Annotated in this window: 26 protein-coding genes; 12 read left to right on the top strand and 14 right to left on the bottom strand. The window is 70.3% G+C overall.

What is annotated here, in order from left to right:
- Positions 1-27 precede the first annotated feature (27 nt).
- Positions 28-1,440: a M1 family metallopeptidase gene (locus ABZT06_RS23855; RefSeq protein ID WP_355744263.1), complete on the top strand. Its 1,413-nt coding sequence runs from the start codon at positions 28-30 to the stop codon at positions 1,438-1,440.
- A 10-nt stretch (positions 1,441-1,450) separates the two neighbouring features.
- On the opposite strand, the gene ABZT06_RS23850 is transcribed toward ABZT06_RS23855, so the two are convergent.
- The 4 genes from ABZT06_RS23850 to ABZT06_RS23835 all read right to left on the bottom strand — a co-directional run bounded on the left by ABZT06_RS23850 (position 1,451) and on the right by ABZT06_RS23835 (position 3,275).
- Positions 1,451-1,624 carry a hypothetical protein gene (locus tag ABZT06_RS23850; protein ID WP_355744261.1) on the bottom strand — a complete coding sequence of 58 codons (174 nt, stop codon included), beginning with the start codon at positions 1,622-1,624 and terminating at the stop codon, positions 1,451-1,453.
- A gap of 17 nt (positions 1,625-1,641) precedes the next feature.
- Positions 1,642-1,917: a hypothetical protein gene (locus tag ABZT06_RS23845; protein ID WP_355744258.1), complete on the bottom strand. Its 276-nt coding sequence runs from the start codon at positions 1,915-1,917 to the stop codon at positions 1,642-1,644.
- A gap of 5 nt (positions 1,918-1,922) precedes the next feature.
- Positions 1,923-2,447 carry a GNAT family N-acetyltransferase gene (locus ABZT06_RS23840; RefSeq protein WP_355744255.1) on the bottom strand — a complete coding sequence of 175 codons (525 nt, stop codon included), beginning with the start codon at positions 2,445-2,447 and terminating at the stop codon, positions 1,923-1,925.
- A 237-nt stretch (positions 2,448-2,684) separates the two neighbouring features.
- Positions 2,685-3,275, bottom strand: a complete 591-nt coding sequence (locus tag ABZT06_RS23835) for a TetR family transcriptional regulator (protein WP_355744252.1) — start codon at positions 3,273-3,275, stop codon at positions 2,685-2,687.
- Between the two features lie 129 nt (positions 3,276-3,404).
- On the opposite strand from ABZT06_RS23835, the gene ABZT06_RS23830 reads away from it, so the two are divergent.
- Positions 3,405-4,832, top strand: a complete 1,428-nt coding sequence (locus tag ABZT06_RS23830) for a coniferyl aldehyde dehydrogenase (RefSeq protein WP_355744249.1) — start codon at positions 3,405-3,407, stop codon at positions 4,830-4,832.
- A 233-nt stretch (positions 4,833-5,065) separates the two neighbouring features.
- Positions 5,066-5,875 carry an SDR family oxidoreductase gene (locus tag ABZT06_RS23825; RefSeq protein WP_355744246.1) on the top strand — a complete coding sequence of 270 codons (810 nt, stop codon included), beginning with the start codon at positions 5,066-5,068 and terminating at the stop codon, positions 5,873-5,875.
- Between the two features lie 83 nt (positions 5,876-5,958).
- Here ABZT06_RS23825 and ABZT06_RS23820 read toward each other — a convergent pair whose 3' ends face one another.
- Positions 5,959-6,819: an AraC family transcriptional regulator gene (locus tag ABZT06_RS23820; protein WP_355744243.1), complete on the bottom strand. Its 861-nt coding sequence runs from the start codon at positions 6,817-6,819 to the stop codon at positions 5,959-5,961.
- A 257-nt stretch (positions 6,820-7,076) separates the two neighbouring features.
- Between ABZT06_RS23820 and ABZT06_RS23815 the strand changes: the two genes are divergently transcribed.
- Complete coding sequence (locus ABZT06_RS23815; protein WP_355744241.1) at positions 7,077-7,859, top strand: MBL fold metallo-hydrolase; 783 nt, start codon at positions 7,077-7,079, stop codon at positions 7,857-7,859.
- A 19-nt stretch (positions 7,860-7,878) separates the two neighbouring features.
- Here the strand turns inward: ABZT06_RS23815 and ABZT06_RS23810 are convergent, their stop codons facing one another.
- The 3 genes from ABZT06_RS23810 to ABZT06_RS23800 all read right to left on the bottom strand — a co-directional run bounded on the left by ABZT06_RS23810 (position 7,879) and on the right by ABZT06_RS23800 (position 10,067).
- Positions 7,879-8,472, bottom strand: coding sequence for a Uma2 family endonuclease (locus tag ABZT06_RS23810; protein WP_355744238.1), 594 nt, complete (start codon positions 8,470-8,472; stop codon positions 7,879-7,881).
- Positions 8,473-8,521: 49 nt separating this feature from the next.
- Positions 8,522-9,370, bottom strand: a complete 849-nt coding sequence (locus ABZT06_RS23805) for a helix-turn-helix domain-containing protein (RefSeq protein ID WP_355744235.1) — start codon at positions 9,368-9,370, stop codon at positions 8,522-8,524.
- A gap of 172 nt (positions 9,371-9,542) precedes the next feature.
- Positions 9,543-10,067: an ATP-binding protein gene (locus ABZT06_RS23800; protein ID WP_355744232.1), complete on the bottom strand. Its 525-nt coding sequence runs from the start codon at positions 10,065-10,067 to the stop codon at positions 9,543-9,545.
- 157 nt (positions 10,068-10,224) lie between these two features.
- On the opposite strand from ABZT06_RS23800, the gene ABZT06_RS23795 reads away from it, so the two are divergent.
- Positions 10,225-11,049 carry a helix-turn-helix transcriptional regulator gene (locus ABZT06_RS23795; protein WP_355744229.1) on the top strand — a complete coding sequence of 275 codons (825 nt, stop codon included), beginning with the start codon at positions 10,225-10,227 and terminating at the stop codon, positions 11,047-11,049.
- Complete coding sequence (locus tag ABZT06_RS23790; protein WP_355744226.1) at positions 11,046-11,249, top strand: DUF397 domain-containing protein; 204 nt, start codon at positions 11,046-11,048, stop codon at positions 11,247-11,249. Before ABZT06_RS23795 ends, ABZT06_RS23790 begins: the two co-directional genes overlap by 4 nt.
- A gap of 59 nt (positions 11,250-11,308) precedes the next feature.
- Here ABZT06_RS23790 and ABZT06_RS23785 read toward each other — a convergent pair whose 3' ends face one another.
- Positions 11,309-11,884 (bottom strand): TerD family protein, encoded by a 576-nt coding sequence (locus ABZT06_RS23785; protein ID WP_164431372.1) that lies wholly within the window; start codon positions 11,882-11,884, stop codon positions 11,309-11,311.
- Between the two features lie 169 nt (positions 11,885-12,053).
- Between ABZT06_RS23785 and arfB the strand changes: the two genes are divergently transcribed.
- Both arfB and ABZT06_RS23775 read left to right on the top strand, forming a co-directional pair.
- A complete protein-coding gene (gene arfB, locus ABZT06_RS23780) occupies positions 12,054-12,491 on the top strand; it encodes an alternative ribosome rescue aminoacyl-tRNA hydrolase ArfB (RefSeq protein WP_078612777.1) in 438 nt (145 codons plus the stop codon).
- Positions 12,492-12,647: 156 nt separating this feature from the next.
- On the top strand, positions 12,648-13,499 hold the full coding sequence (locus tag ABZT06_RS23775; protein ID WP_355744221.1) for a sigma-70 family RNA polymerase sigma factor: 852 nt from the start codon (positions 12,648-12,650) through the stop codon (positions 13,497-13,499).
- On the opposite strand, the gene ABZT06_RS23770 is transcribed toward ABZT06_RS23775, so the two are convergent.
- Together ABZT06_RS23770 and ABZT06_RS23765 are read right to left on the bottom strand one after the other, a co-directional pair.
- Positions 13,496-13,966 (bottom strand): GNAT family N-acetyltransferase, encoded by a 471-nt coding sequence (locus tag ABZT06_RS23770; RefSeq protein ID WP_355744218.1) that lies wholly within the window; start codon positions 13,964-13,966, stop codon positions 13,496-13,498. The genes ABZT06_RS23775 and ABZT06_RS23770 overlap by 4 nt on opposite strands.
- Before the next feature lie 42 nt (positions 13,967-14,008).
- Positions 14,009-14,554, bottom strand: a complete 546-nt coding sequence (locus ABZT06_RS23765) for a flavin reductase family protein (RefSeq protein WP_355744644.1) — start codon at positions 14,552-14,554, stop codon at positions 14,009-14,011.
- A gap of 322 nt (positions 14,555-14,876) precedes the next feature.
- Here ABZT06_RS23765 and cdgB point away from each other — a divergent pair, with 322 nt between their 5' ends.
- Positions 14,877-16,532 (top strand): diguanylate cyclase CdgB, encoded by a 1,656-nt coding sequence (cdgB, locus tag ABZT06_RS23760; protein ID WP_355744215.1) that lies wholly within the window; start codon positions 14,877-14,879, stop codon positions 16,530-16,532.
- A gap of 121 nt (positions 16,533-16,653) precedes the next feature.
- Complete coding sequence (locus tag ABZT06_RS23755) at positions 16,654-17,616, top strand: CBM35 domain-containing protein (protein ID WP_355744212.1); 963 nt, start codon at positions 16,654-16,656, stop codon at positions 17,614-17,616.
- 10 nt (positions 17,617-17,626) lie between these two features.
- Here ABZT06_RS23755 and ABZT06_RS23750 read toward each other — a convergent pair whose 3' ends face one another.
- From ABZT06_RS23750 to ABZT06_RS23740, 3 genes are all read right to left on the bottom strand, one after another.
- Positions 17,627-18,556, bottom strand: coding sequence for a 1-phosphofructokinase family hexose kinase (locus ABZT06_RS23750; RefSeq protein ID WP_355744210.1), 930 nt, complete (start codon positions 18,554-18,556; stop codon positions 17,627-17,629).
- 79 nt (positions 18,557-18,635) lie between these two features.
- On the bottom strand, positions 18,636-19,874 hold the full coding sequence (gene nagA / locus ABZT06_RS23745) for an N-acetylglucosamine-6-phosphate deacetylase (RefSeq protein WP_355744207.1): 1,239 nt from the start codon (positions 19,872-19,874) through the stop codon (positions 18,636-18,638).
- Positions 19,874-20,818 (bottom strand): ROK family protein, encoded by a 945-nt coding sequence (locus ABZT06_RS23740; protein WP_355744204.1) that lies wholly within the window; start codon positions 20,816-20,818, stop codon positions 19,874-19,876. Before ABZT06_RS23740 ends, nagA begins: the two co-directional genes overlap by 1 nt.
- 141 nt (positions 20,819-20,959) lie before the next feature.
- Here ABZT06_RS23740 and ABZT06_RS23735 point away from each other — a divergent pair, with 141 nt between their 5' ends.
- Together ABZT06_RS23735 and ABZT06_RS23730 are read left to right on the top strand one after the other, a co-directional pair.
- On the top strand, positions 20,960-22,198 hold the full coding sequence (locus ABZT06_RS23735; RefSeq protein ID WP_355744201.1) for an extracellular solute-binding protein: 1,239 nt from the start codon (positions 20,960-20,962) through the stop codon (positions 22,196-22,198).
- Between the two features lie 33 nt (positions 22,199-22,231).
- Entirely contained in the window at positions 22,232-22,465 is a 234-nt protein-coding gene (locus ABZT06_RS23730; RefSeq protein WP_355744198.1) for a DUF3263 domain-containing protein, read from the top strand.
- Position 22,466: the final 1 nt, after the last annotated feature.

Genomic DNA, 22,466 nt, shown 5'->3' with positions numbered 1-22,466 from the left:
CACGCGGGTCCTCATAGGATCACGGGCGTGCCCCGATCCGCGCCGCTCCTCCCCACGCCGCTCGTCCCCACCGCCCTGCTCCTGGCGGGAGCCCTCGCCCTCACCGCGTGCGACGGCGGTGTGCACGGCACCCCGGGCGGCTCCGGCCTGCGCGACCCGTACTTCCCGAAGATGGGCAACGGCGGCTACGACGTCACCCACTACGCCCTGGATCTCGCCTACGACCCGGACGCGAACCGGCTCTCCGGCACCGCGACCCTCACCGCCCGCGCCACCCAGGACCTGACCGCCTTCGACCTGGACCTCGACGGCCTGGACGTGGAGAAGGTCACCGTCGGGGGCAGAGCGGCCCGCTGGAACCGCGCCGGCCAGGAGCTGACCGTACGCCCGCACGACGACCTCGAAGAGGACCGCGTCTTCCGCGTGACCGTCGCCTACTCCGGCACGCCGAAGACGATCACCGACCCGGACGGCTCGAAGGAGGGCTGGCTGGAGACCGAGGACGGCGCGGTGGCCCTCGGCGAGCCGACCGGCTCGATGGCCTGGTTCCCCGGCAACCACCACCCCTCCGACAAGGCGTCCTACGACCTCACGATCACCGTACCCAAGGGCCTCCAGGCCGTCTCCAACGGCGAGTTGACGGCGAGCCGGACCAGCGGCGGCCGTACGACCACCACGTGGCACACCGCCGAACCCATGGCCGGCTACCTCGCCACCCTCGCGATCGGCGACTACGACGTCCACAGCTCCACGACCGCCGACGGCCTGCCCGTGTACACGGCCGTCGACCCGGCGGAGGCGGCCGCGAGCCGGAAGGTCCTGGCGCAGATCCCCGCGGTGATGAAGTGGGCGCAGGACACCTTCGGCCCGTACCCCTTCTCCTCCACCGGCGCGATCGTCGACCGCGCGGGGGACGCCGAGTATGCACTGGAGACCCAGAACCGCCCCTTCTTCCCCGGCGCCCCCGACACCGAGACCCTCGTCCACGAACTCGCCCACCAGTGGTACGGCGACTCGGTCACCCCGAAGACCTGGCGGGACATGTGGCTCAACGAGGGCTTCGCGACCTACGCCGAGTGGCTGTGGGACGAGGACCACGGCGGTGACAGCGCCCAGAAGACCTTCGACGCGCTCTACGACCACGGCGAGGACGACTACGACGACCTCTGGGACTTCCCGCCGGGTAAGCCGTCCAGCGCCGCGCACCTCTCCGACAGCCCCGTCTACCAGCGCGGCGCGATGGTCCTCCACAAGATCCGGCAGCGGCTCGGCGACACCGCCTTCCGCGCCCTCCTCCGCGACTGGCCCACCACCCACCGCCACGGCAACGCCGACACCGAGGACTTCACGTCGTACGTCGAAGACCTCGCCCCCGACGAGGACTTCGGCCCGGTCTGGGAGCAGTGGCTGTACGGGGACGGGAAACCGGCACAACCCTGAGGGGGAGAGGTCAGGACCCCTGCCCGAGATCCCGCCGCATCGCCGCCCGCGCCGCCCGGATCGCCTTCGCGTGTCTGAGCCGGTGCTCCTGCAAGGCCGGTGAGCCGAGGGGCACGTCGTCGGCGGCGAGCACGTCCTGGAGTTCGCGCAGGGTGCCGTGGACGGCCTCGATCACGTCCGACATCTCCTGCGGGGCGCAGATCAGCGCCGACTCGCGTATCTCGTCGCAGCCCGACGCCCGGAACGCCTCCCAAACGGCGACGTCGAGGGGACCCCGGCCGGGGGCCGGAGCGCCGCAGCGTACATGTCCTCGTTGGCCTGGCGGTACTTCGTCAGACAGGCCACGTAGATCTCCTTGCGTTCCTGCCGGGTCCGCTCGGTCACGTCGCGCCGCCGGCGGACCCGGTCGGCGAGCAGGGTCGAGCCGACCCCGACGATCGCGCCGAGCCCGGTTCCGGCCAGGGGCGTCCACTCCATCCCGGTCAGTCCCGCTCGGTGAGCGTTTTGCGCAACACCGCGCAAGGGCGCGCGTGTTGGCGGTCCCGGCGGTGGTCGATGACCTGATAGCCGAGGGCGGTCCAGAAGGCGAGAGCGCGGTCGTTGCCGTCGAGGACGGCGAGGCGTACGGCGGCACGGCCCTCGGTGCGGAAGCGGTCCTCGACGAGGGCGGCGAGGCGGCGGCCGTAGCCCTGCCGGTGCACCTCCGCGTCCACCATCAGCAGCCCGATCCACGGGTCCGGGTCAGCCGGGTCCGGGTGCTGGGCGAGCGTGATGGCCACCCCGACCAGCCGCCCCTCACTGCGGGCCAGCAGCACTTCCGCGTCCGGGTGAGCGAGCTCCTCGGCCAGCGCCGCCGCCACCTGCTCCGGGCGGATGTCCTCCGGGTCCGGGAAGTCACCGCTGAGCGCGAAGAACTCGCGGTTGGCGGCGTAGAGGGCGGTGAGCTCGGTCAGGAGCGGGGCCGGGATGTCGCGGTCGGGGGTGAGGGGGAGGGAGGTGAGGAGCATGCGGGGCACAGTAGTTGAAGGCCCTGCCGTGACCCCGGACGCAGTCTTGCGGAAGCCGTCGGCGTTGCAGGCGACGCTGGGCGGCCGGCCTGTACGTGCCGACGCTGAGCTGAGCGAGCGGGATCAGCGGAGGCGGTGACGACCGCGTGCCGGGTCCTGCCCGCCACACCCTCCACGACCGATGTCGCCCCCGGCGCCCCACGTCGGCGAGCGTGGTGGAGCCGGCTGCGGCCGGTTTCAGGTGGGGCGGCGGACGGCCTGTACGGCGGTGTCGTAGAGGTCGAACATGTCGGCCTGTCCGCCCAGGCGTACCCATTCCTCGTTGGCCGCCTGCATGCAGACGATCGCCGCGGCCGCGATCGCGCGGGCCTGCAGGGTGCGGTGGTCGGAGTCGGGCAGTCGCGGCTCGATGTGCGGAGCGAACAGGTCTTGCCAGCGGGCTTGTTTCTCGGCGTGGCCGGCGCGCAGGGAGTCGTTGGCGAACAGCAGCGTGATGAACTCCAGGCGTCCTTCGGCTGTTATGTCGATCTCCTCGAGCACCTGGAACGCCGCGCGCAGGGCCGTCCAGGCATCCTCGTCGGCCGGGCGCTCGGCGAGGCGTGCGGCGATCAGTTCGCCCTGTTCGTCCAGGCCGCTGAGGGCGAGGTCCTCCTTGTTGCGGAAGTAGTTGAACAGGGTCCGCCGGGACACACCCGCGGCGGCGGCGACCTCGTCGAGGGTCGTGTTGTCGAAGCCCTTGGCGCCGAACAGCTCGATGGCGGTCCGGGCCAGCAGTGATCGGACCACGGAGCGGGTCTGTTCCCGGATGGGGGCCGGTTTCTGAGTCATGCACCGATGGTACTTCACATCACACGATGCACTTACTTGCACTCAGTGCAAAGAGGTGCGTAGAGTGAATGCCATGAGCGACGTCGACTCCGTCCCCGCCGCCCTCACCAACAGTTAAGGAACCCCGTCATGACCATCACCGACGTCACCACGCAGCCCACCGACGCGGAGCGCTTCCTTCACATCCTCCAGACCCAGCGCGCCGCCTACCTCCGCGACGGAGCGCCCTCCCTGGAGGCGCGGCGCAGGGATCTGGCCCGGTTCAGGGCGGCGCTGATCGCCCGGCGTGGCGATATCGAGGAGGCGATCGACGCCGACTTCGGTCATCGCTCGCGTCACGAGAGTGCGCTGATGGAGGTGGTGGGGGTCGTGCAGGGGATCGACTACCTGCGTCGCAACCTTCGCCGGTTCATGCGCCCGACCCACCGCCACATCGAGCTGCTGCTGCGCAACGGCAGCAACCGCATCGAATACCAGCCGCTCGGCGTGGTCGGCGTCATCTCGCCGTGGAACTATCCGGTCAACCTGTCGCTCATGCCCGTCGTCACCGCGATCGCCGCCGGCAACCGCGTCATGCTCAAGCCGTCGAAGCTGACCCCGGCGACGAACGCGGTGCTCGCGTCGATGCTCAGCGAACTCTTCCCGCCGGAGCAGGTCACGATGGTCAGCGGCGACGGCTCCGCGTTCTCCTCCTTGCCGTTCGACCATCTCGTCTTCACCGGCAGCACCGAGGTCGGGCGGGCCGTGATGAAGGCGGCCGGCGACCACCTCGTCCCCGTCACGCTGGAGCTCGGCGGCAAGTCCCCGACCATCGTGGCCAAGGGGCACGTGCGGGACCAGGTGGTGTCCGACATCGTCTTCGGCAAGCTTCTCAGCGGCGGGCAGACCTGCATCGCCCCCGACTACGCGCTGGTGCACGAATCCGAGATCGACGCCTTCGTCACCGCCTACGACAGACTCGTCAAGGCCGCCTACCCCGACGGCCCCACCAGCGACGACTACACCTCGATCATCGACGACAAGCAGTACAGGATCCTCACCGACCTGATCGAGGACGCCCGTGCCCACGGGGCGCGGATCATCGAGGTCGGGCACCGGCCGGGCGACGCGGCCCGCCGTCCGCACACCCTCGCACCGACCGTCGTGCTCGGTGTCACGGACGACATGCGCATCGCCCACGAGGAGATATTCGGCCCCATCCTGCCGATCTTCGGTTACCGCGACATCGACGACGCCATCACCTACGTCAACGCACGGCCGCGGCCGCTCGCGCTCTACTACTTCGGCGACAACGGCCCCGAGCGGCGCAGGGTCCTCGACCGCACGACCTCCGGCAACGTCACCGTCAACGGCACCATCATGCACGTCGCACAGGACGACCTCCCCTTCGGCGGCGTCGGCGCCAGCGGGATGGGCAAGTACCACGGCATCGAAGGCTTCCGCACGCTCAGCCACCCCAAGGGCATCTACGTACAGGGACGCTGGAACGCCACCCGCATGCTGCGCGCCCCCTTCAACAAGCGCACCGAGGCCCTCCTCGACTTCCTGCTCCGCTGACGGAGCCATCCCCGGCGCCCGCCGGTCCCGAGCACCCTCACCCACACACGTGCGGCCGCCCGTTCGTCGACATCGAAGGCCACCGACGGCTGATCACGACCTCGACCCTCGCCCAGGCGGGCTCCGAGCCCGCCTCGGCAACACATGAGCACCAGATGACGGTCACAGACCGTCGCAAGGATGGAAAGGAGAAGGGGCGGAGGTCCCGCGAGGGCACCGTGTCCCCGACTGCCATGAACAAGATCGACTACCGCACCCAGACCACATTGATCACCGGTGCGAGTTCCGGCCTCGGCGCGGAGTTCGCCCGACAGTTCGCCGCGCGTGGCTCCAACCTCGTGCTGGTCGCCCGCCGCGCGGACCGGCTGGAAGCCCTGGCCGACGAACTGTCCGCGAAGTACCGGATCACGGCCACGGCGGTGCCTTTCGACCTCACCGTGCCCGGCGCGGGCGATGCACTGGCCCAGGAGGTGGCCCGGCGCGGGATCACCGTGACCAGCCTCGTCAATAACGCAGGCTTCGGCACCCATGCCCCGTTCCGCGAGGAGGACCCGGAACGCGTCCGGCAGGAGATCGGCCTGAACGTGACCAGCCTGGTCGACGTCACCAGGGCGTTCATCGGCCAGCTGACCGGCGTCCTGGTCAACACCGCCAGCTCACTGGGGTACCAGCCGTGGCCGAACGCCGCCGTCTACGGGGCGACCAAGGCCTTCGTGCTGAACTTCACCGAGGCGCTGTGGCAGGAATCGCGCGGGACCGGCCTGCGCGTGCTCGCCCTCTCCCCGGGCCCCACCCGCACCGAGTTCTTCGACGCGGCCGGCTCCGACGACATGGCCCGCGGTGTCCGGCTGCAGACCCCGAGCCAGGTGGTCACCACCGCACTGCGCACGCTGGACCGGCGCAACCCGCCGCCCAGCGTCGTCTCCGGCACCTTCAACTGGGTGATGACCCTGACCTCACGCTTCACCACCCGCCGAGCCAACGTTCTGGCCTTCGGCGCTGTGACCCAGTGGCAGAGGCGCTCGAGTGGGCCCGGCCACTGACCAACTACCCGAGGAGCCGGGGGTGCCGCCCGAGGGTTTCGGAGGCTGACCCGGAAGTGCCCACCTTGCAGCCGGCTGGGCGATTACGCAGGCGGCGATGGACTCTGGGAGGCGCGGAAGGCCAGGGGGGTATGGCCGGTGTGGCGTTCGAAGAACTTGCCGAAGTGGGTGGCGCTGGTGAAGCCGAGGTGGGCTGCGATGGTGGAGGCGGGTTCGGTGCCGTGGGCGAGGAGCCGCTTGGCTTCCAGGACGAGGCGCTGGTCGAGGTAGTCCTTGGCGCTGAGGCCCGCCGCGGCCTGGGTGGCGCGGGTGAGGGTGCGGGTGGAGTAGCCGAGCTCGCGGGCGTAGTCGTCGATGCGATGAGTGTGGGAGAAGCCTCGTTCGACCGCGTCGTGGAAGCGCAGGAAGGGCTCGGGGGCCGATTCAGCGGCCTGGCCGTGCTGCCGCAGGTGGGCCAGGCGCAGGAGTACGACGTCGAGCAGGCGGTGCAGCAAGGCGGTGTGGACCGGCAGCGGCTGGCGGTCGGACTGGGAGAACTCCGCGGCCAGTTGCTCGGCCGCAGCTGCCAGCGCGGGGGCCTCCGAGGGATCGGGGCTGTACAGGGGCATCGGGGCAGTGCCGGTGCCCAGTCCGGCCAGTTCCGCGGTCTCGGGGGCGACGAAGTCCTCCTGGAAGAAGATCAGGACGGCCTCGACCTGGTCAAGGTTCTGCCACTGGTGCACCTGGCCAGGCCGGATCCACAGCCAGGAACCGGGCGGCAGTACGTACCCGGTGAAGTCGACGCGGTGGCGCAGGGTGCCGGCGGTGACCAGCATCAGGGTGTGGAAGTCCTGCCGGTGCGGGGTGGCGATGTGCCAGGGCCAGTCACGGATGCGGTCGCGGAAGTCGGCCAGGGTCATGACCTCCACGCCCGCCGGGGCTCCGGCCGGAGGCTGGAAAGCCACCCTCGGCAGTCCCTGCTCCCGCCGAGCGGGCTGCGGCCGTGCTTGTCGCCTGTGGACCATCACGAGACCGCAGCGTACCTCGCGGGACCTCCGGTTCCGTCCCAGTATGGAGGTGTTCCAGGGGCGCGGGCCCGAGAGAGTGGGAAACCGGCGGTGTCCGTTGCGGCCGATGACCGGTCGTGAGCCGGTCATCAACGATCCGCCCCTTCCCGCGTCCCCTCATCACCGCTCATCCCCATTCCGACAGGAGCACAGCCATGCACGGCACCCTCACGGTCATCGACAAGGGCCACGTTCGCATCCACAGCTACGTCTCGCCCGAGGACGGCCTGGGCGTGACCACCCAGCTGATCGAGACCCCATCGCGGATCATCGCCGTCGACGCGCAGTTCGTCCTGGCCTACGCCGACGAGGTCGTCGCCTACGCCAAGAGCCTCGGCAAGCCGCTCGACCGCCTCGTCGTCAGCCATGCTCATCCGGACCACTACCAGGGCGCGGCCCGCTTCGGCGTCCCCGTGCACGCGCTGCCGGAGACAGTCGCGGAGATCGTCGCCATGGGTGCCAAGACGGATCTGCCCACCGGCGCCGCGATCCCGCTCGCCGACATGACTCCGACCGTGGAGATCACCCCGGGCACCGAGGTCATCGACGGCATCCCGTTCGTGTTCGAGAAGGTCACCGGCGGCGAGATCCACACCACCCTCGTGATCAAGCTCCCCGAGCAGGGTGTCCTGGTCGCTCAGGACGTCGTCTACAACCAGACCCACCTGTGGTTCCTGGACAAGGACTTCGACGGCTGGCAGGCCAACATCGACCGCTTCGCAGCCCAGACCGAGTACGACACCATCCTGCCCGGCCACGGCGAGCCGACCACCCCGGCCGTCTGGGCCCAGCTCACCGACTACGTCAACGCCGGCCGGGAACTGCTCGGTGACGACGGCGACGCGTACAAGAAGGCCATCACCGAGCGCTACCCCACCTACCAGGGCGCGGCTCTCATCGACGTCGCCAACGCCTACATGTTCGGCCCCGGGAACTGAAGTCCGCTCCCGACAGACCCTAGTCCTTGTAACGCGGCAGGCCGTCCGTGGAGATCGTCCAGTCGCCGATGGTGACATCCTCGCCGTAGACGAAGTCCTTGCGGGTGGCGTAGCTGGGGCCGTCGGGGGTGGGGTGGATGTCGGTGAGGACGGCGCCGGTGCCGGTCCGAGGGTCGAAGATCGCGTAGACGGGGATGCCGATCAGGGGGTAGTCGCGCATCTTGGTGACCCAGTCGTTGTCGGGGTTGGAGCGTGAGACGACCTCGATGGCGGCGACCAGGGTGCGGGGATCGAAGGACCCGGGGACGTCCATGTCCGGCATGGCGATCACCATCACGTCGGGGCGGCGCAGAATCCGTTCGGCGCCGTCCTCGACGTCGGGCTCGCCCGTATGGGCCACGATCTCTTCCGGCATCACCTTTTCCAGGCGCCTGCGAAGGTGCAGTGTGGTCAGCTCGTGCGGACCGACGGGCGCCATCATGTCGTGAACGATCCCTTCCTTGGTGACCTCGAACTTGCCGGGCAAGGTGTCTTCCACCGACTGAACGAAGTCCCGCATGGCCCGGTAGCGGTGGGAAGCACTCTGGCGCGCGTCGTCTGGTGCGATGGTCATGGCGCTCGCTCCTCGTCTGTGCCCGCGGGCAAGGATCGTCGCTTTCATGCTAGGCGGCCTCCAGGGGATCGCATCGGCAGTCGCGGCAGCGGCCTGGTTCGGGGGCACGGAAGGCGCGGTCGCAGCCGTCGCAGGTCTGGAGGGGGTGCCGGATGTCCGGGGGCGGGGTGGGCGGCCGGTACGGGGGCAGGGGTGGCAGCTGGGCGGTGAGGCGGTGGGCCAGGAGGGCCGCCGGGCGGTGCAGGGGTTCCATGGGGAGGCGCGCGGTCAGGGCGTCCCGTACGGCGGTGGGGGTCAGGTCCCGTTCCAGCCAGGCGGCGACTCCGGGGGCCAGGTGTTCCGTGTCCGTGGCCGACAGGAGCAGGCGGGGGTCGTGGCGGCTGAGGGTGGCGAGGAGCTCGATGGCCCGCTGGATGAGCGCGGGGGCCGGGTAGCCCGGCTGCGGTACGGCGGGCAGGAGCTTCTTGCGGGGAGGTTGCCGTTTCTTCGGCGGCCCGGGGGCTTGGTCCTCACCGGTCCGGCCGCGGTGACCCGGCCGGTTGCAGGAGACCGTGCGGGTGACGATACGGCCGCCGGGGACGCGTTCGCGGGTGCGGCGCAGGTAGCCGTGGGTCTCCAGGTCCCGCAGGGCGGCGGCGATACGGTCCCTGCCCTCGGGGAAGCGGGCCGCGAGCGTCTTGATGTCCACGCGGGCGCCGGCGGGGAGGGACTGGATGTACAGGGCCAGCCCTCTCGCCACGAGCGAGAGCTCGGGGTGCTGGGCGAGGTGGTTGCCGATCACCGTGAAGCGGGTGGTGTGCCGGGCGTTCTCGTGAACGAGGCCCCCCGCGTGGGAGTGGTTTTTGCCCGCGTCGCGGGACCGGGCGCGCGAGGGCGCGCTAGGGTTTTGGGGGTCCATCGGGAAGCGACTTTCTTCCTTGGTGGGCGCCACCGGGAAGGTGCTTCTTCCTTGGTGGTCAGGCCCTCGCATCGGGATGCCAGTCCCGGCGAGGGCCGTTGCATGTCTGCGGTTGTGTTGCGCCGACTGTAGGGCAGGCAACCGGGGCGAAATCCAGCTGAGTTGGCGATGTTCACCCGCCCGGGTGAGCTGCGCCGCGAGGCGGGAGGAAAGGTGGGGCTTGGTCTGGGTTCTTTCTCTTCGGGGTTCTTTGGGAAAGGCCGCCCGCGCCACCGATGTACGGGTTTCCGGGTTGCGGTGACAGGTCGATTTCCGCCCACACCGTCTTGCGCGGACGGGGCCCCGGCGCCACGCCCCAACGGTCGGCGAGCGCGTCCACCAGGACCAGGCCCCGGCCCGACTCGGCGTCCGGTGCGGGGAGTTCGGCGCGTGGCAGACGGTCACCCCGGGTGTCCGTGACCTCGATGCGCAGGGTGCCGCCGACGACGTAGAGCGTCACGCGGAAGTCGCGTCCCGAGACCCGGCCGTGTGTTGACGCGTTCGCCGCCAGCTCCGCCACGATGTGCTCCGCGGGGTGCAACGGGAGGCCCCACTCGCGGAGTTGCTCCGTCGCCAGGAGTCTGGCCAGGCGGGCGCCTCGCGGTGTCGGGGAGAGCAGGACGCTGAAATTCCTGATGACGGCGGTTTCTTGATTCACGTCACTCAGCGTGGTGGCGCTCGCTTACCGTGAACAGTGATGGAGCCGATACGTACGGTGACTGTCCGGAGCCTGTCCGGTCGTGTCCGGGCTGTCGGAGGCCGACGCAGGGATAGGGGCGACGCGGGTACGGACGTACACGGCGGAGGGGCGCGGGATGAGTGTGGATGGCGAGACGGTCGACCCGGACGACGAGTGGGGTGTCGCGGTCATCGCGACGGTCGGGAGGCAACTGAAGCTGCGACGCGAGGCCGTGGGGATGCGGGCCGCGGAGTTCGGGGAGGCGGTCGGGTACGGCGAGGACCTCGTCTACAAGATCGAGGGCGGCAAGCGGATTCCCCGGCAGGAGTATCTGGACAGGGCGGACGAGGTGTTGGGGGCCGGTGGGCTCATCTCCGCGGCTTGGGAGGACGTCAAGAAGGTCCGGTACCCCAAGAAGGTGCGGGAGCTGGCCAAGTTGGAGGGGCAGGCCGTCGAGATCGGGGTGTACGAGTGCAACATCGTCGCCGGGTTGTTGCAGACGCCGGAGCATGCGCGGACCGTCATCTCCGCCGCCCAGCCGCCCTATTCGCCGGACGACGTGGAGCGCATGGTGAACGCTCGGCTGGCCCGGCAGTCCGTCTTCGAGCGCGATCCGGCGCCGTCCATCCACTTCGTGCTGGAGGAGGCCGTCCTGCGTCGTCCCATCGGAGGCACAATGGTGTGGCGACGACAGCTCGAACACCTGCTGGAGGTGGGGCAGCTGCACAACGTGGTGCTTCAGGTGATGCCGCTGAACACCGAGGTCCACTCCGGTCTGGACGGAAGGATCGAGGTGCTGAAGTTCCCGGACGGTACGGCGGTTGGGCGTTCCGACGGTCGTGCCACGTCGGATCCGAAACAGCTGCGCATCCTGGAACTGCGGTATGGCACGATCCGCGCGCAGGCTCTCTCACCAGGGGAGTCGTTGGTCCTCATCGAACAACTGCTGGGAGCAACATGATCCGCAAGTCCGCTGCCGGGGACGTCTCCGACCTGGCGTGGTTCAAGAGCAGCTACAGCGGGGGCAACGACGGCAACTCCTGCGTCGAGATCGCGGTAGCACCCCGCGCTGTCCATGTCCGCGACTCCAAGAACGACACCATCGGTCCCCGCCTGGCCTTCACCCCGGCCAGCTGGACCGTGTTCGTGTCACAGACCTGACGCCGGAGCCCCCGGCCGGTACGGCCAGGGGCTCCCGCTCAGCTCAGCGCGGCGACACGTCAGACGTTGACGCCGAAGTCCTGGGCGATGCCCACCAGGCCGGAGGCGTAGCCCTGGCCCACCGCGCGGAACTTCCACTCCGCGCCGTTGCGGTACAGCTCGCCGAAGACCATTGCCGTCTCCGTGGCCGCGTCCTCGGAGAGGTCGTAGCGGGCGATCTCGGCGCCGCCGGCCTGGTTGACGATGCGGATGTAGGCGTTGCGGACCTGACCGAAGTTCTGCGAGCGGTTCTCCGCGTCGTAGATCGAGACCGGGAAGACGATCTTGTCGATGTCGGCCGGGAGGCCGGCCAGGTTGACGTTGATCGCCTCGTCGTCGCCGGCGCCCTCGCCGGTGCGGTTGTCACCGGTGTGGACGATGGTCTGGTCCGGGGTCTGCTTGTTGTTGAAGAACACGAAGTGGGCGTCGGAGTAGACCTTGCCCTCCGTGTTGACCGCGATCGCGGAGGCGTCGAGGTCGAAGTCCGTGCCGGTGGTGGTGCGGACGTCCCAGCCGAGGCCCACGGTGACGGCGGTCAGGCCCGGAGCCTCCTTGGTGAGCGAGACGTTGCCACCCTTGGACAGGCTTACAGCCATTGTTGGGAGTCCCTTCCCTCGTTAAGTAACGGGCACGAAGCTACAGCTACCTCTATGAACGCCGCGAGCGGTGTCGAAGGTTCCCCGCTTCTTTACTTTCTTTACCCAAGCCCGCACCGTTGGCGGCCAGGCGATATTGGGGTGACGTGGACCGGTCAGGGGCGGGAACATGGACCCCATGTCCGGTCCCCACGTCATCCGCGGCTCCGTCTCCCTTCCCGAGGCCGAGCTCATGTGGCGTTTCTCGCGCTCCTCCGGCCCCGGCGGCCAGCACGTCAACACCAGCGACTCCCAGGTGGAGCTGCGCTTCGACCTGGCCCGCACCGAGTCGCTGCCCGACGTGTGGAAGCAGCGGGCCCTGGCCAAGCTGGCCGGGCGGCTCGTCGACGGGGTCGTCACGGTCCGTTCCTCCGAGCACCGCTCGCAGTGGCGCAACCGGGAGACGGCGGCCGTGCGGTTGGCTGCGCTGCTTGCCGAAGCGACGGCGCCGCCGCCGAAGCCACGGCGGGCGACCCGGATTCCTCGCGGGATCAACGAGCGGCGGCTGCGGGAGAAGAAGGCGCGGTCGGACACGAAACGGGGGCGGTCGGGGCGCGACTGGGGGTAACCGGCCGTCTGTCGGGTGCGGGTCCGTCGTGGCTGGTCGCGCCCGCGCGGCGGAGCCGCACATTGATACAGCCCCGCGCCCCTATAGGGCGCGTCACATTCTCCCCGTCTCATCCGTCAACTCATCGACGGCGGACGACGACGAGAGCGGTGACCCATGCGTGACGACGACTTCCTGGCCGAGCGGTTCGAGGCGCACCGGGGGCGGTTGCGGGCGGTGGCGCAGCGGATGCTTGGGTCGGTCGCCGAGGCCGAGGACGCTGTCCAGGAGGCGTGGGTGCGGATGAGCCGGTCGGACACCGCACACGTCGACAACCTCGGAGGCTGGCTGACGACGGTCGTCGGGCGGGTCTGCCTCGACATGCTCCGCTCCCGCAGGTCCCGTGCCGAACAGCCCCTGGAGTCCGAGGCGCCGGTCCCGGTCACCGTCCCCGGTCCCGAGCAGGACGCCCTGCTCGCCGACTTGGTCGGCAGCGCCCTCCTCGTCGTACTCGACACCCTCACCCCCGCCGAACGGCTCGCCTTCGTCCTGCACGACCTCTTCGCCGTCCCGTTCGAGGAGATCGCCGACGTCATCGGCAAGTCCCCGGCGGCCACCCGCCAGCTCGCCAGCAGGGCCAGGCGCCGGGTGCGGGGCACGCGGAACGAGGACACCGATGCCGTCACCACCGCCCGCCGGCGTGAACTGGTCGACGCCTTCCTCGCCGCCGCGCGCGACGGCGACTTCGACGGGCTGCTGGACGTCCTCGACCCGGATGTCGTGGTGCGCACGGAGGTCGGCGTGACGACGGGGGCCCTCGCGGTGGCCAAGGGGGCGGCGAGTTACTCGCGGCACATCGCCGGTGTCGCCGTACCGGCTCTCGTCGAGGGCCGCACCGGCATCGTGCTGCTGCGGGACGGCCGGGTGGAGCGGACGCTCGCGTTCACGTTCGTACACGACCGGATCGCCGTGATCGACATCACCACGGACCCGGCGCGGGCGGCACAGGCGGACGTCACCCTGCTCTAGGCGAGGTCCAGGACTCCCACCGTCTCTCCCTCGCTCAGCTCCCCGGTGCGGCGGAAGCCGAGCTTCAGGTAGAACTCCGCCGGGCCGTCCGGACCCTCGTGCCAGGTGACGTACAACTCCTTCGTGCCCCGGCGGCGCAGCTCCGCGGCTACGGACTCGACGGCGAAACGGCCGTAGCCCCTGCCCTGGGCATCGGCCGCGATGTTCAGCCGCCACAGGCCGGAGCGGCGCACGGTGCCGCCGGGGGCGCGCCAGTCGATGTCGAGGAAGGCCATGAGGAACCCGACCGTGCGGTCGCCGTCGACGATCAGACGGGGCCAGGCGACGCCCGCGGGATGCACATAGGCCTCGGCGAGGGACTGCATGACCGGGGAGACCGCGAATTCCTGCTCGGGGCGGACGCGTATGCCCGTCGCGGTTTCGAAATTCCCGGGTGTGACCTCTTCGAGGCGCGGTGCGAATGTCATCGGGGGACCTTAGGACGAGTCAGTGGCGCGCGGCCACCGAATTCATCCCAACTGCCGGTACCGGCCGCGGAAATACGTGAGTGGCCCGCCGTCCGCACTGGGTACGTCGGCCGTCAGGACGCGGCCGATCACCAGGATGTGGTCGCCGGCCTCGACGCGCTGCTCGGTGCGGCACTCCAGGGTGGCGAGGGCGCCGCCCACCAGAGCGGCGCCGGTCGCGGAGCCGCGGACGTACGGGATGTCCTCGAACAGCAGCCGGTCGCTGATGCGGCCCTTCATGGCGAAGCGGCCGGCGATGTGCCGCTGGCTCTCCGACAGGACGGACACCGCCCACAGCGGCTGCTCGTCGAGCAGGTCGTCCATGCGGGAGCCCGTACGCAGGCTGACCAGCACCAGAGGCGGCTCCAGGGAGACGGACAGGAACGCCGTGGCCGTCATGCCGACGTCCTCGCCCCCCGGTCCCTCGGCGTCGAGCGGGGGCTCGAACGCGGTCACCAGGACCACGCCCGCGGCCAGCCGGGACATGGCGGCCCGGAACTCGTCGTTGCTCACCCCCACAGCATGCCCGGAAGCGGGCGGAGGGATCATCGGCGCGGTGGTGGGGAGAGTGTTCGGCACGCCGGAAACGCTAATGTCCGCTCCGGGCGCGCCGCATCGGGCCTTCGTCCGAGGCCGGACCTAGGTCTACCGGCGGAGATGCGCACAGCGTGCGCAAACACCCGAAGTTTGTGCTCAGTAAGCACACAGGAAAAACGCAGAAACACCGTTCAATTGCTCATCTTTCGCTGTGACTTGAGTCACAAGAGATACCAATTGTTGACCCTGTGTACCGAGCGGGCAGCGCGCTGTGATTCAGTGGCTGGACAGATGACCCTTGATTCGCTGCGAGGTCTCGGGGGGAGGGCAAGCAATGGAGAGCGAGTCGGAGCCGTACGTCCGTCTTGCGTCCCTGCGACAGCTGCACCAGGTCATGGCCGACATGAACACGGCCCGCAGCCTGGCCGACACACTGCAGACCGTCGCGAACGGCGTGGTCACCGCACTCGGCTACGAACTGGCGTGCGTCAATCTCGTGCGCCCCGACGGCGACCTCGTGGTCGCCGCCTTCTCCGGGAACCAGGCCGCCGAGGCGCTGATCACCGGCCGGGTGGGCTCCCGCGAGTCCTGGGAGCGCCGGCTGGGCATGGGGGAGACCTGGGGTGACCTGGTCTTCATACCGCACACCGAGGGCTGGGTCCTCGACGACGACGACGTCCCGCAGTGGTACACCGACGGGCCCGCGCCCCGCTTCGAGGACGAGTGGCACCCCTCCGACCGGCTGTTCGCGCCCATGTACACGCCGGGCGTGCAGGGCGGTCAGTGCGGCGAGCTGATCGGCGTGCTCTCCGTGGACCGGCCGCGCAACGGCCGCAGGCCGGGCGCATGGGGCCGCGAGGCGCTCCAGATGTACGCGTTCCAGGCCGCCATCGCGATCAGCAACGCACGCCTGCGATCGAACATGCAGCGCGCGCTGGTGAGGCTCGAAAGGGAACAGCAGGCCCTCAGAGCCAGTGAAGAGAGCTTTCGGCAGGCCTTCGAGTACGCCCCCTCGGGCATGGCCATCGCCGAGATGGGCGGCGACCAGCACGGCCGGATCCTGCGCACCAACGACGCCCTGTGCCGACTCCTCGGCCGCCCCGCCTCCGCGATGCGCCGCTACTCCTTCTCCGACCTGGTCCACCCGGAGGACATAGGCACCCTGCTGCGGACCTCGGCGGAGGGCGGCCGGGCCGAGCTGCGCCTCGGGCGCCGGGACGGCACGTACGTCTGGGTCTCCCTGCGCAACTCCGTCGTCGCCGACGCGGCCGACGGCCCGCGCTTCCTGCTCACCCACGTCGAGGACATCGAGGAGCGCAAGCGCCGCGAGCTCCAGCTCGCCCACCGCGCCTCCCACGACTCGCTGACCGGCCTGCCGAACTCCGCCGAGCTGCGCTCGCGGCTGTCCTCCCGGCTCTGCCAGCGCCCCACCCACACCGGCGCCCTGGAGTCCGTCGACGCGGCCTTCGGCCACCCGGCCTTCGACGCGGACGGCCACGGCTTCGACTTCCGGCAGGGCGGCGCCGCGGCGTTCGACGCCTTCGACCACCATGTGCACACCGTCGCCCCCGAGGGGGAGCGCGACGACGGCTCCAAGGGGCTCGCGGTGCTCTTCTGCGACCTCGACGGCTTCAAGTCGATCAACGACCGGTTCGGGCACAACGCGGGCGACGCGGTGCTCATCGAGGTCGCCCGGCGGCTGTCCCAGTGCGTCCGCGACGGCGACACCGTGGCGCGGCTCGGCGGCGACGAGTTCGTGATCCTCGCCGACGGGCTCGGCAAGGCCGACGCGGCCGACCTCGCGGTACGCCTGCGCAACGAGATCATCCAGCCGATCCGCGCCGAGGGACGGGCCGTGCGGGTCGGTGCCAGCTTCGGTATCGGCTGGGCGCACTGCGGCATGACCGCGGACGAAGTGCTGAAGTCGGCCGACGAGCGGATGTACGTCGAGAAACGATCTCGTCCCAAACAACACAGACGCGCGGGCTGAGCCCCAGGTCAGCGAGCTGATGCGATCCGAGTCACCCGTTTGGGCCATCAGGAGCGGGTAGGCTCGCCATTCTGACTCCACGTATCGCATCCGATCCGCACCTGTTGAGGAGTACCAAGGGATGACGTCCGGCAACAACGGCGCAAGCACGCCCGAGGACGAAGACCCGTTCGGCTACCTCTACGCCGACGGCCAGGCCAACGGCGCCCAGCCGCCGTCAGGCGGCGGCTACGGCTACGGCTACCCGAACTCCGTCAACCGGACGCGCTCGGTCGGCCAGCGGCAGTACGGCCAGCAGCAGGCACCGGCCGCGCCGAACGGCCCGTACGGCCAAGTCCCGCAGCAGCAGGCCCAGACCGGCTACGGCCGGCCCAGCGCCCACTACCAGGCCCCCGAGACCCTCCCGGGCGGGGCCCCCACCAGCCAGCAGCCCATGCCGGGCCACAGCGGTGGCGGCCGGTCCGGTGGCCCCAACACCAAGGGTCTGCTGATCGGCGCGATCGCGGTGGTCGCCGCGGTGGTCATCGGCATCGCCATCGCGATGGCGGGCGGCGACAAGGACAACGACAGCGGCAGCGAGGCGTCGGCAACCCCGAGCACGTCGCAGAGCTCGGAGCCGAGTCCGTCGAGCAGCGGCGAGGCGGACGTCAAGGAGCTGCCGAAGACCGACGCCAAGGCGCTGGCTCTGGGCGGCTCCGCCGCGCTGACCTCCGACGTCAAGGGGGCCAAGGCGGATGGCGGCATCTACGTGAGCGGCTTCAATCAGGTCGGATCCTCGGTCACCTGGACCGTCAACGGCATCCCCAAGAGCGGCAAGTACTCCCTGTACACGGGCTACAGCGTTCCCGGCAAGGACGCCACCGCCACCCTCACGGTCAACGGCACGGCCTCCACCACTCCGGTCGGCATGGACAACTACGCGCACGCGAAAGAGGGCGACTACGAGAAGGGCTGGACGCAGACCTACAACTACATCCAGCTCAGCAAGGGCACGAACACGATCAAGGTGTCCTGTGAGCAGGGCAACCAGTGCGACGCTCTCATCGACCAGCTGTGGCTGGTGAACGGCTGGGTGAAGTCGTAGTCGGCCGGCCCTACGCGGCACTGGCCTCCTGGGTCACGGTGACCCGGTCCAACAGGTCCTCGTAGGCCATTCGGTCGAACTCGCCCGCCACCGGGGACCGTACGGTCGCCGCCGAGAGGGCGATCGCGCGGGTCAGGCGGGCCGGCCAGGGGAGTTCTTCGACCAGGCCCGACAGCAGGGCCGCCGCCACGGAGTCGCCGGCGCCCGTCGGGTTGCCGTGGACCGCGGTGGGCGGGGCGGCGCGCCAGCGGCCCTCCGGGGTCGCGGCGAGGAGGCCCTCCTTGCCCAGGGAGGCGACGACGGCCAGGGCGCCCCGGCGCCGCGCGTCCTGGGTCGCGCGCAAGGGCTCGTGGGAGCCGGTCAGTTCGGACAGCTCGTCGGCGTTCGGCTTGACGATGTCGGGGCGGGCGGCGATCCCTCGGCGCAGTGCCTCTCCGCTGGTGTCCAGGAGCACCGGGACCCCGGCCGCCTTCGCCGTGCGGATCAGGCCCGCGTACGCCCCCACCGGCACCCCCGGCGGCAGACTCCCGCACAGGGCCACCGCCGCGGCGGACGGGACGAGATCCTCGTACGACTCCTGGAAGGCGGACCACTCCGCGGACGTCACCGTCGGGCCGGGTTCGTTGAGCTGGGTGGTGTCGCCGGACTGCTCGTCCGCCACGGCGATCGTGCGCCGGGTCGGCCCGCCGACCGGGACGAGCGCGTCCACCAGGCCCGGTACGGCGGTGAGCCGGTCCTGGACCGTGCGGCCGGTGGCGCCGCCGGTGAACCCGGTGACCGTCACCTCGTGGCCGAGCGCGGCCAGCACCCGGGCCACGTTCAGCCCCTTGCCGCCGGGGCGTTCGGTGACCTCGGTGACCCGGTGGCTGGTGTGCGGGCGCAGTGACCGTACGCGATAGGTGATGTCGAGAGCGGTGTTCAGCGTGACCGTGAGGATCACCCGGGCCGACCTCCCCCGAAAGACGAAAATGTGCCCCTCCAGTCTCCCAGGACGATCCCGGCCCCAACAGCGGGACAGATCACCCCAGTTGGGGATCGACCACCCATTCACCCCGGCGCATGACGCCCTTGAGGTCGAATTGATGGTCCAGGAGGACCAGGTCGGCGTCCTTGCCCGGCTCCAGCGAGCCGATCCGGTCGGACATGCCAAGGAGCCGGGCCGGGTTGGCGGAGATCGCCGCGACCACGTCCTCGACCGGCAGCCGGTCGACGGTCACCGCCCGCTTGAAGGCGCGGTCCAGGGTGAGCGTCGAGCCCGCGATCGAACCGCCTTCCACCAGCCGGGCTACTCCCTCGCTGACCTCCACCTCCAGGGGGCCGAGCATGTAACGCCCGTCGCCGAAGCCCGCCGCGTCCATGGCGTCCGTGATGAAGGCGACCCTCTTCGGACCCGCGTGGTGGAACGCGAGTTGCAGTGCGGCCGGGTGGAGGTGCGTGCCGTCGTCGATCAGCTCGACCGTGATCCGCTCGTCCTCCAGGAGCGCGGTGATGGGACCGGGGGTGCGGTGGCCGAGGGGAGGCATCGCGTTGAAGAGGTGGGTCGCCACGGTGGCGCCCGCCTCGATGGCCTCGACGGTCTGCTCGTAGGTCGCGTCCGTGTGGCCGACCGCCGCGATGACCCCGTGTTCGGCGAGGAGCCGTACCGAGTCGATGCCGCCGGGGAGTTCGGTGGCGAGCGTGACCATCTTCGCCTGTCCGCGAGCCGCGTCGACCAGCTTGCGGACCTCCGCCGGGTCGGGGTCGCGCAGCAGGTTCTCCGCGTGCGCGCCCTTGCGGCAGGGGGAGATGAACGGGCCCTCGAAGTGGATGCCGGCGATGTCGCCCTGCTCGGCGAGTTCGGAGAGGAGACCGGCTCGCTGGGCGAGGAAGTCCATGTCGCCGGTGACGGTGGAGGCGACGAGGGTGGTGGTGCCGTGGCTGTGGTGCGTGGCGATGCCCTTGAGTACGTCTTCGATCGTGCCTGAGGTGAAGGAGGCTCCGCCGCCGCCGTGGTTGTGGAGGTCGACGAAACCTGGGACCAGCCAATGGCCGGTTACGTCGATGACCTGGGCGTTCTCCGGGGCGGCGCCGATGATTCGGGTGCCGTCGACGATCACCCGGCCGTGATTGACGGCTCCGGTGGGCAGGACGACCGTTGCGCCGGACAGGACGAGGGGCGACGTGCCGGTTGCGGGGTGCGGGTTCGTCGTGGCTGGTCGCGCCCGCGCGGCGGTAGCCGCAAATTCAGCGCTGTCCCGCGCCCCCGGGTGGGCTGCCATCAGGGCGTTACCTCCATACCGTCGGTCTTCTTCAGGAGGTCCCAGGCCAGTAGCCCGGCACCGAGGCACCCCGCCGTGTCGCCCAGGGCCGCCGGGACGATGCTCGGCGGTTTCTGGAACGTGATCCGCCGCTGGACCGCCTCCCTCAGCGGTGTGAACAAGGTTTCCCCCGCCTCCGCCAGGCCGCCACCGATGATCAGGGTGCGGGGGTCCAGGAGGGTGAGGCCGGTGACCAGGCCGTCGGCCAGGGCTGCCACGGCGTGCTGCCAGATCTCCCGGGCCTTCGGGTCCTCGGCCTCGACCGCCTTCGCGCAGTCCGCCGCGTCCGCCTCCGGGTTTCCGGTGGCCGCGGCCCAGGCCTCGCTGACGGCCGCCGCGGAGGCGTACCGCTCCAGGCAGCCCCGCTGGCCGCAGGGGCAGGGCAGGCCGTCCGGGCGTACGACGATGTGGCCGATCTCGCCCGCGAAGCCGTGCGCGCCCGCCTCCACCCGCCCCGTGATGCCGATCGCGCCGGCGATGCCGGTGCCCAGGGCGACGAAGAGGAAGCGGTCGGCGCCCCGGCCGGCTCCGATGCGGCCCTCGGCGAGGCCCCCGGTGCGGACGTCGTGGCCGAGGGCGACCGGGATGCCGCCGAGACGCTCGGCCAGTCGTTCGCGCAGGGGGACGTCCCGCCAGCCCAGGTTGGCGGCGTAGGCGGCGATGCCCCGGTCCTCGTCGACGATGCCGGGAACGGCGACACCGGCCGCGGCCGCGGGGGCGCCGAGGTGCTCGGTGCCGTACGCGCGCAGTTCGGCGGCGAAGTCGAGGATGCCGTCGACGACCGCCTCCGGTCCGCGCTCGCGGCCGGTCGCCCGGCGGGCCCGGTGCAGGAGTGCGCCGCCCGCGCCGACCAAGGCCGCCTTCATCCCGGTGCCGCCCACGTCGAGGGCGATGACATGTCTCACGGGGACAGTGTGGCCCTTGGACCCGCAAGAGGTCTAGTCCACTCACGTGGTGTAGACCTTAGTTCTGAGATATGTATGACTTTTCGAAAGATTTCGAACGTGAGTTTGAGGCGGTTGTCGGTGCGGCGGCGTAGGACGGGAATGATCGCGGCGGTGTCCGCACTGGGTATGACGGCAGTCCTGGGTGGCTGCGGGCTGGGCGGCGGTGGGTCGGACGAGGTGACTCTGAAGCTGGTCGCCGCCGACTACGGAGACAGTTCGGCCGACAGCTCCCAGAAGTACTGGGACAAGCTCGTCAAGGAGTACGAGGCCGACCACTCCGGCGTGAAGGTCGACGTCAGCGTGTACTCGTGGACCGACGTCGACCGCAAGGTCAAGGAGCTGGTCGACGCCGGGAAGGCGCCCGACATGGCGCAGATCGGCGCGTACGCCGACTACGCGGACAAGGGGCTGCTGTACAAGGCCGACGAGCTGATCGGGATCCGGGAACAGGCCGACTTCGTCGCGCAGCTCGGCTCCGCGGGGCGGATCGACGGGATGCAGTACGGGATGCCGTTCGCCGCGTCGACCCGGCTGCTCTTCTACAACAAGACCCTCTTCGCCGACGCCGGGCTCACCCCGCCGACGACGTGGAAGCAGCTGGCCGCCGACGCCGCGGCACTCGAGGCGGACGGGGTGAAGTACCCGTACGCGCTGCCGCTCGGTCCTGAGGAGGCGCAGGCCGAGACCATGCAGTGGCTGCTGAGCGGAGGCGGCGGATACGTCGACGACGTCGGCACGTACGGCATCGACTCCACCGAGAACGTCGCCACGCTGAGCTGGCTCAAGAACGACCTCGTCGGCAAGGGCCTGACCGGTCCCGTCGCGCCCGAGAACCTGAACCGGGCCGCAGCGTTCTCGGCGTTCGCCGCCGGGGACGTCGGGATGCTCAACGGGCACCCCTCGCTGATGAAGATCGCCGCCGACAAGGGGGTGAAGTTCGGGATGGTCCCCATGCCCGGCGTCGACGGGCCGACCAGGAACTCCATGGGGGTCGCCGACTGGATGATGGCCTTCAGGCAGAACGGGCACGCCGAGCAGGTCGGCGACTTCCTCGACTTCGTCTACAGCGAGAAGAACGTCCTCGCGTTCTCCCGGGAGTACGACCTGCTGCCCGTGACGAACTCCGCGTCCGAGGTCATGAGCAGTGACTCCCGGGACGCCGACCTCAAGCCCTTCCTCGACGCGCTGCCCAGCGCGGAGCTGCCCCCGGTGGGCAAGACGTCCTGGGCCTCCGTCAGCGCGGCCGTGAAGCAGCGGATCGGCTCCGCGGTCAGTTCCGGCGGGGACCCCACCGAGGTGCTGCGCGCGTTGCAGCTGACCGCGCGGAACGCCGAGTAGTCGCTGTCGGTGGCGGGCGTTACGGTTCCGGGCATGGAGCATGCGGAACTCGACCGTCGTGAGCGGGACATCCTCGCGCTGGAGCGCCGCTCCTTCGCGGGGCCCGGCGCGAAGGAGCGGGCGATACGCGAGGAACTGGGCCTGGCCCCGGTCCGCTACTACCAGTTGCTCAACGCCCTGCTGGACGACGCACGCGCGCTGGCCTTCGACCCGGTGACGGTGAACCGGCTGCGGCGCGTGCGTCAGGCCCGGCGTTCGGAGCGCTGAG

The sequence above is a fragment of the Streptomyces sp. NPDC005483 genome, assembly GCF_040606035.1.
Lineage (GTDB): Bacteria > Actinomycetota > Actinomycetes > Streptomycetales > Streptomycetaceae > Streptomyces.
Note: the sequence above shows the minus strand (reverse complement) of the source record. Positions and strands in the feature narration are given on the sequence as shown.

Excerpts from the sequence above, each read along its gene's own strand:
- ABZT06_RS23850 (WP_355744261.1), bottom strand. The coding sequence starts at position 1,624 with ATGTCGGACGTGATCGAGGCCGTCCACGGCACCCTGCGCGAACTCCAG.
- ABZT06_RS23845 (WP_355744258.1), bottom strand. The coding sequence starts at position 1,917 with ATGGAGTGGACGCCCCTGGCCGGAACCGGGCTCGGCGCGATCGTCGGG.
- ABZT06_RS23840 (WP_355744255.1), bottom strand. The coding sequence starts at position 2,447 with ATGCTCCTCACCTCCCTCCCCCTCACCCCCGACCGCGACATCCCGGCC.
- ABZT06_RS23835 (WP_355744252.1), bottom strand. The coding sequence starts at position 3,275 with ATGACTCAGAAACCGGCCCCCATCCGGGAACAGACCCGCTCCGTGGTC.
- ABZT06_RS23830 (WP_355744249.1), top strand. The coding sequence starts at position 3,405 with ATGACCATCACCGACGTCACCACGCAGCCCACCGACGCGGAGCGCTTC.
- ABZT06_RS23825 (WP_355744246.1), top strand. The coding sequence starts at position 5,066 with ATGAACAAGATCGACTACCGCACCCAGACCACATTGATCACCGGTGCG.
- ABZT06_RS23815 (WP_355744241.1), top strand. The coding sequence starts at position 7,077 with ATGCACGGCACCCTCACGGTCATCGACAAGGGCCACGTTCGCATCCAC.
- ABZT06_RS23810 (WP_355744238.1), bottom strand. The coding sequence starts at position 8,472 with ATGACCATCGCACCAGACGACGCGCGCCAGAGTGCTTCCCACCGCTAC.
- ABZT06_RS23805 (WP_355744235.1), bottom strand. The coding sequence starts at position 9,370 with ATGGACCCCCAAAACCCTAGCGCGCCCTCGCGCGCCCGGTCCCGCGAC.
- ABZT06_RS23795 (WP_355744229.1), top strand. The coding sequence starts at position 10,225 with ATGAGTGTGGATGGCGAGACGGTCGACCCGGACGACGAGTGGGGTGTC.
- ABZT06_RS23790 (WP_355744226.1), top strand. The coding sequence starts at position 11,046 with ATGATCCGCAAGTCCGCTGCCGGGGACGTCTCCGACCTGGCGTGGTTC.
- ABZT06_RS23785 (WP_164431372.1), bottom strand. The coding sequence starts at position 11,884 with ATGGCTGTAAGCCTGTCCAAGGGTGGCAACGTCTCGCTCACCAAGGAG.
- arfB (WP_078612777.1), top strand. The coding sequence starts at position 12,054 with ATGGACCCCATGTCCGGTCCCCACGTCATCCGCGGCTCCGTCTCCCTT.
- ABZT06_RS23775 (WP_355744221.1), top strand. The coding sequence starts at position 12,648 with ATGCGTGACGACGACTTCCTGGCCGAGCGGTTCGAGGCGCACCGGGGG.
- ABZT06_RS23770 (WP_355744218.1), bottom strand. The coding sequence starts at position 13,966 with ATGACATTCGCACCGCGCCTCGAAGAGGTCACACCCGGGAATTTCGAA.
- ABZT06_RS23765 (WP_355744644.1), bottom strand. The coding sequence starts at position 14,554 with ATGATCCCTCCGCCCGCTTCCGGGCATGCTGTGGGGGTGAGCAACGAC.
- cdgB (WP_355744215.1), top strand. The coding sequence starts at position 14,877 with ATGGAGAGCGAGTCGGAGCCGTACGTCCGTCTTGCGTCCCTGCGACAG.
- ABZT06_RS23755 (WP_355744212.1), top strand. The coding sequence starts at position 16,654 with ATGACGTCCGGCAACAACGGCGCAAGCACGCCCGAGGACGAAGACCCG.
- nagA (WP_355744207.1), bottom strand. The coding sequence starts at position 19,874 with ATGGCAGCCCACCCGGGGGCGCGGGACAGCGCTGAATTTGCGGCTACC.
- ABZT06_RS23735 (WP_355744201.1), top strand. The coding sequence starts at position 20,960 with ATGATCGCGGCGGTGTCCGCACTGGGTATGACGGCAGTCCTGGGTGGC.
- ABZT06_RS23730 (WP_355744198.1), top strand. The coding sequence starts at position 22,232 with ATGGAGCATGCGGAACTCGACCGTCGTGAGCGGGACATCCTCGCGCTG.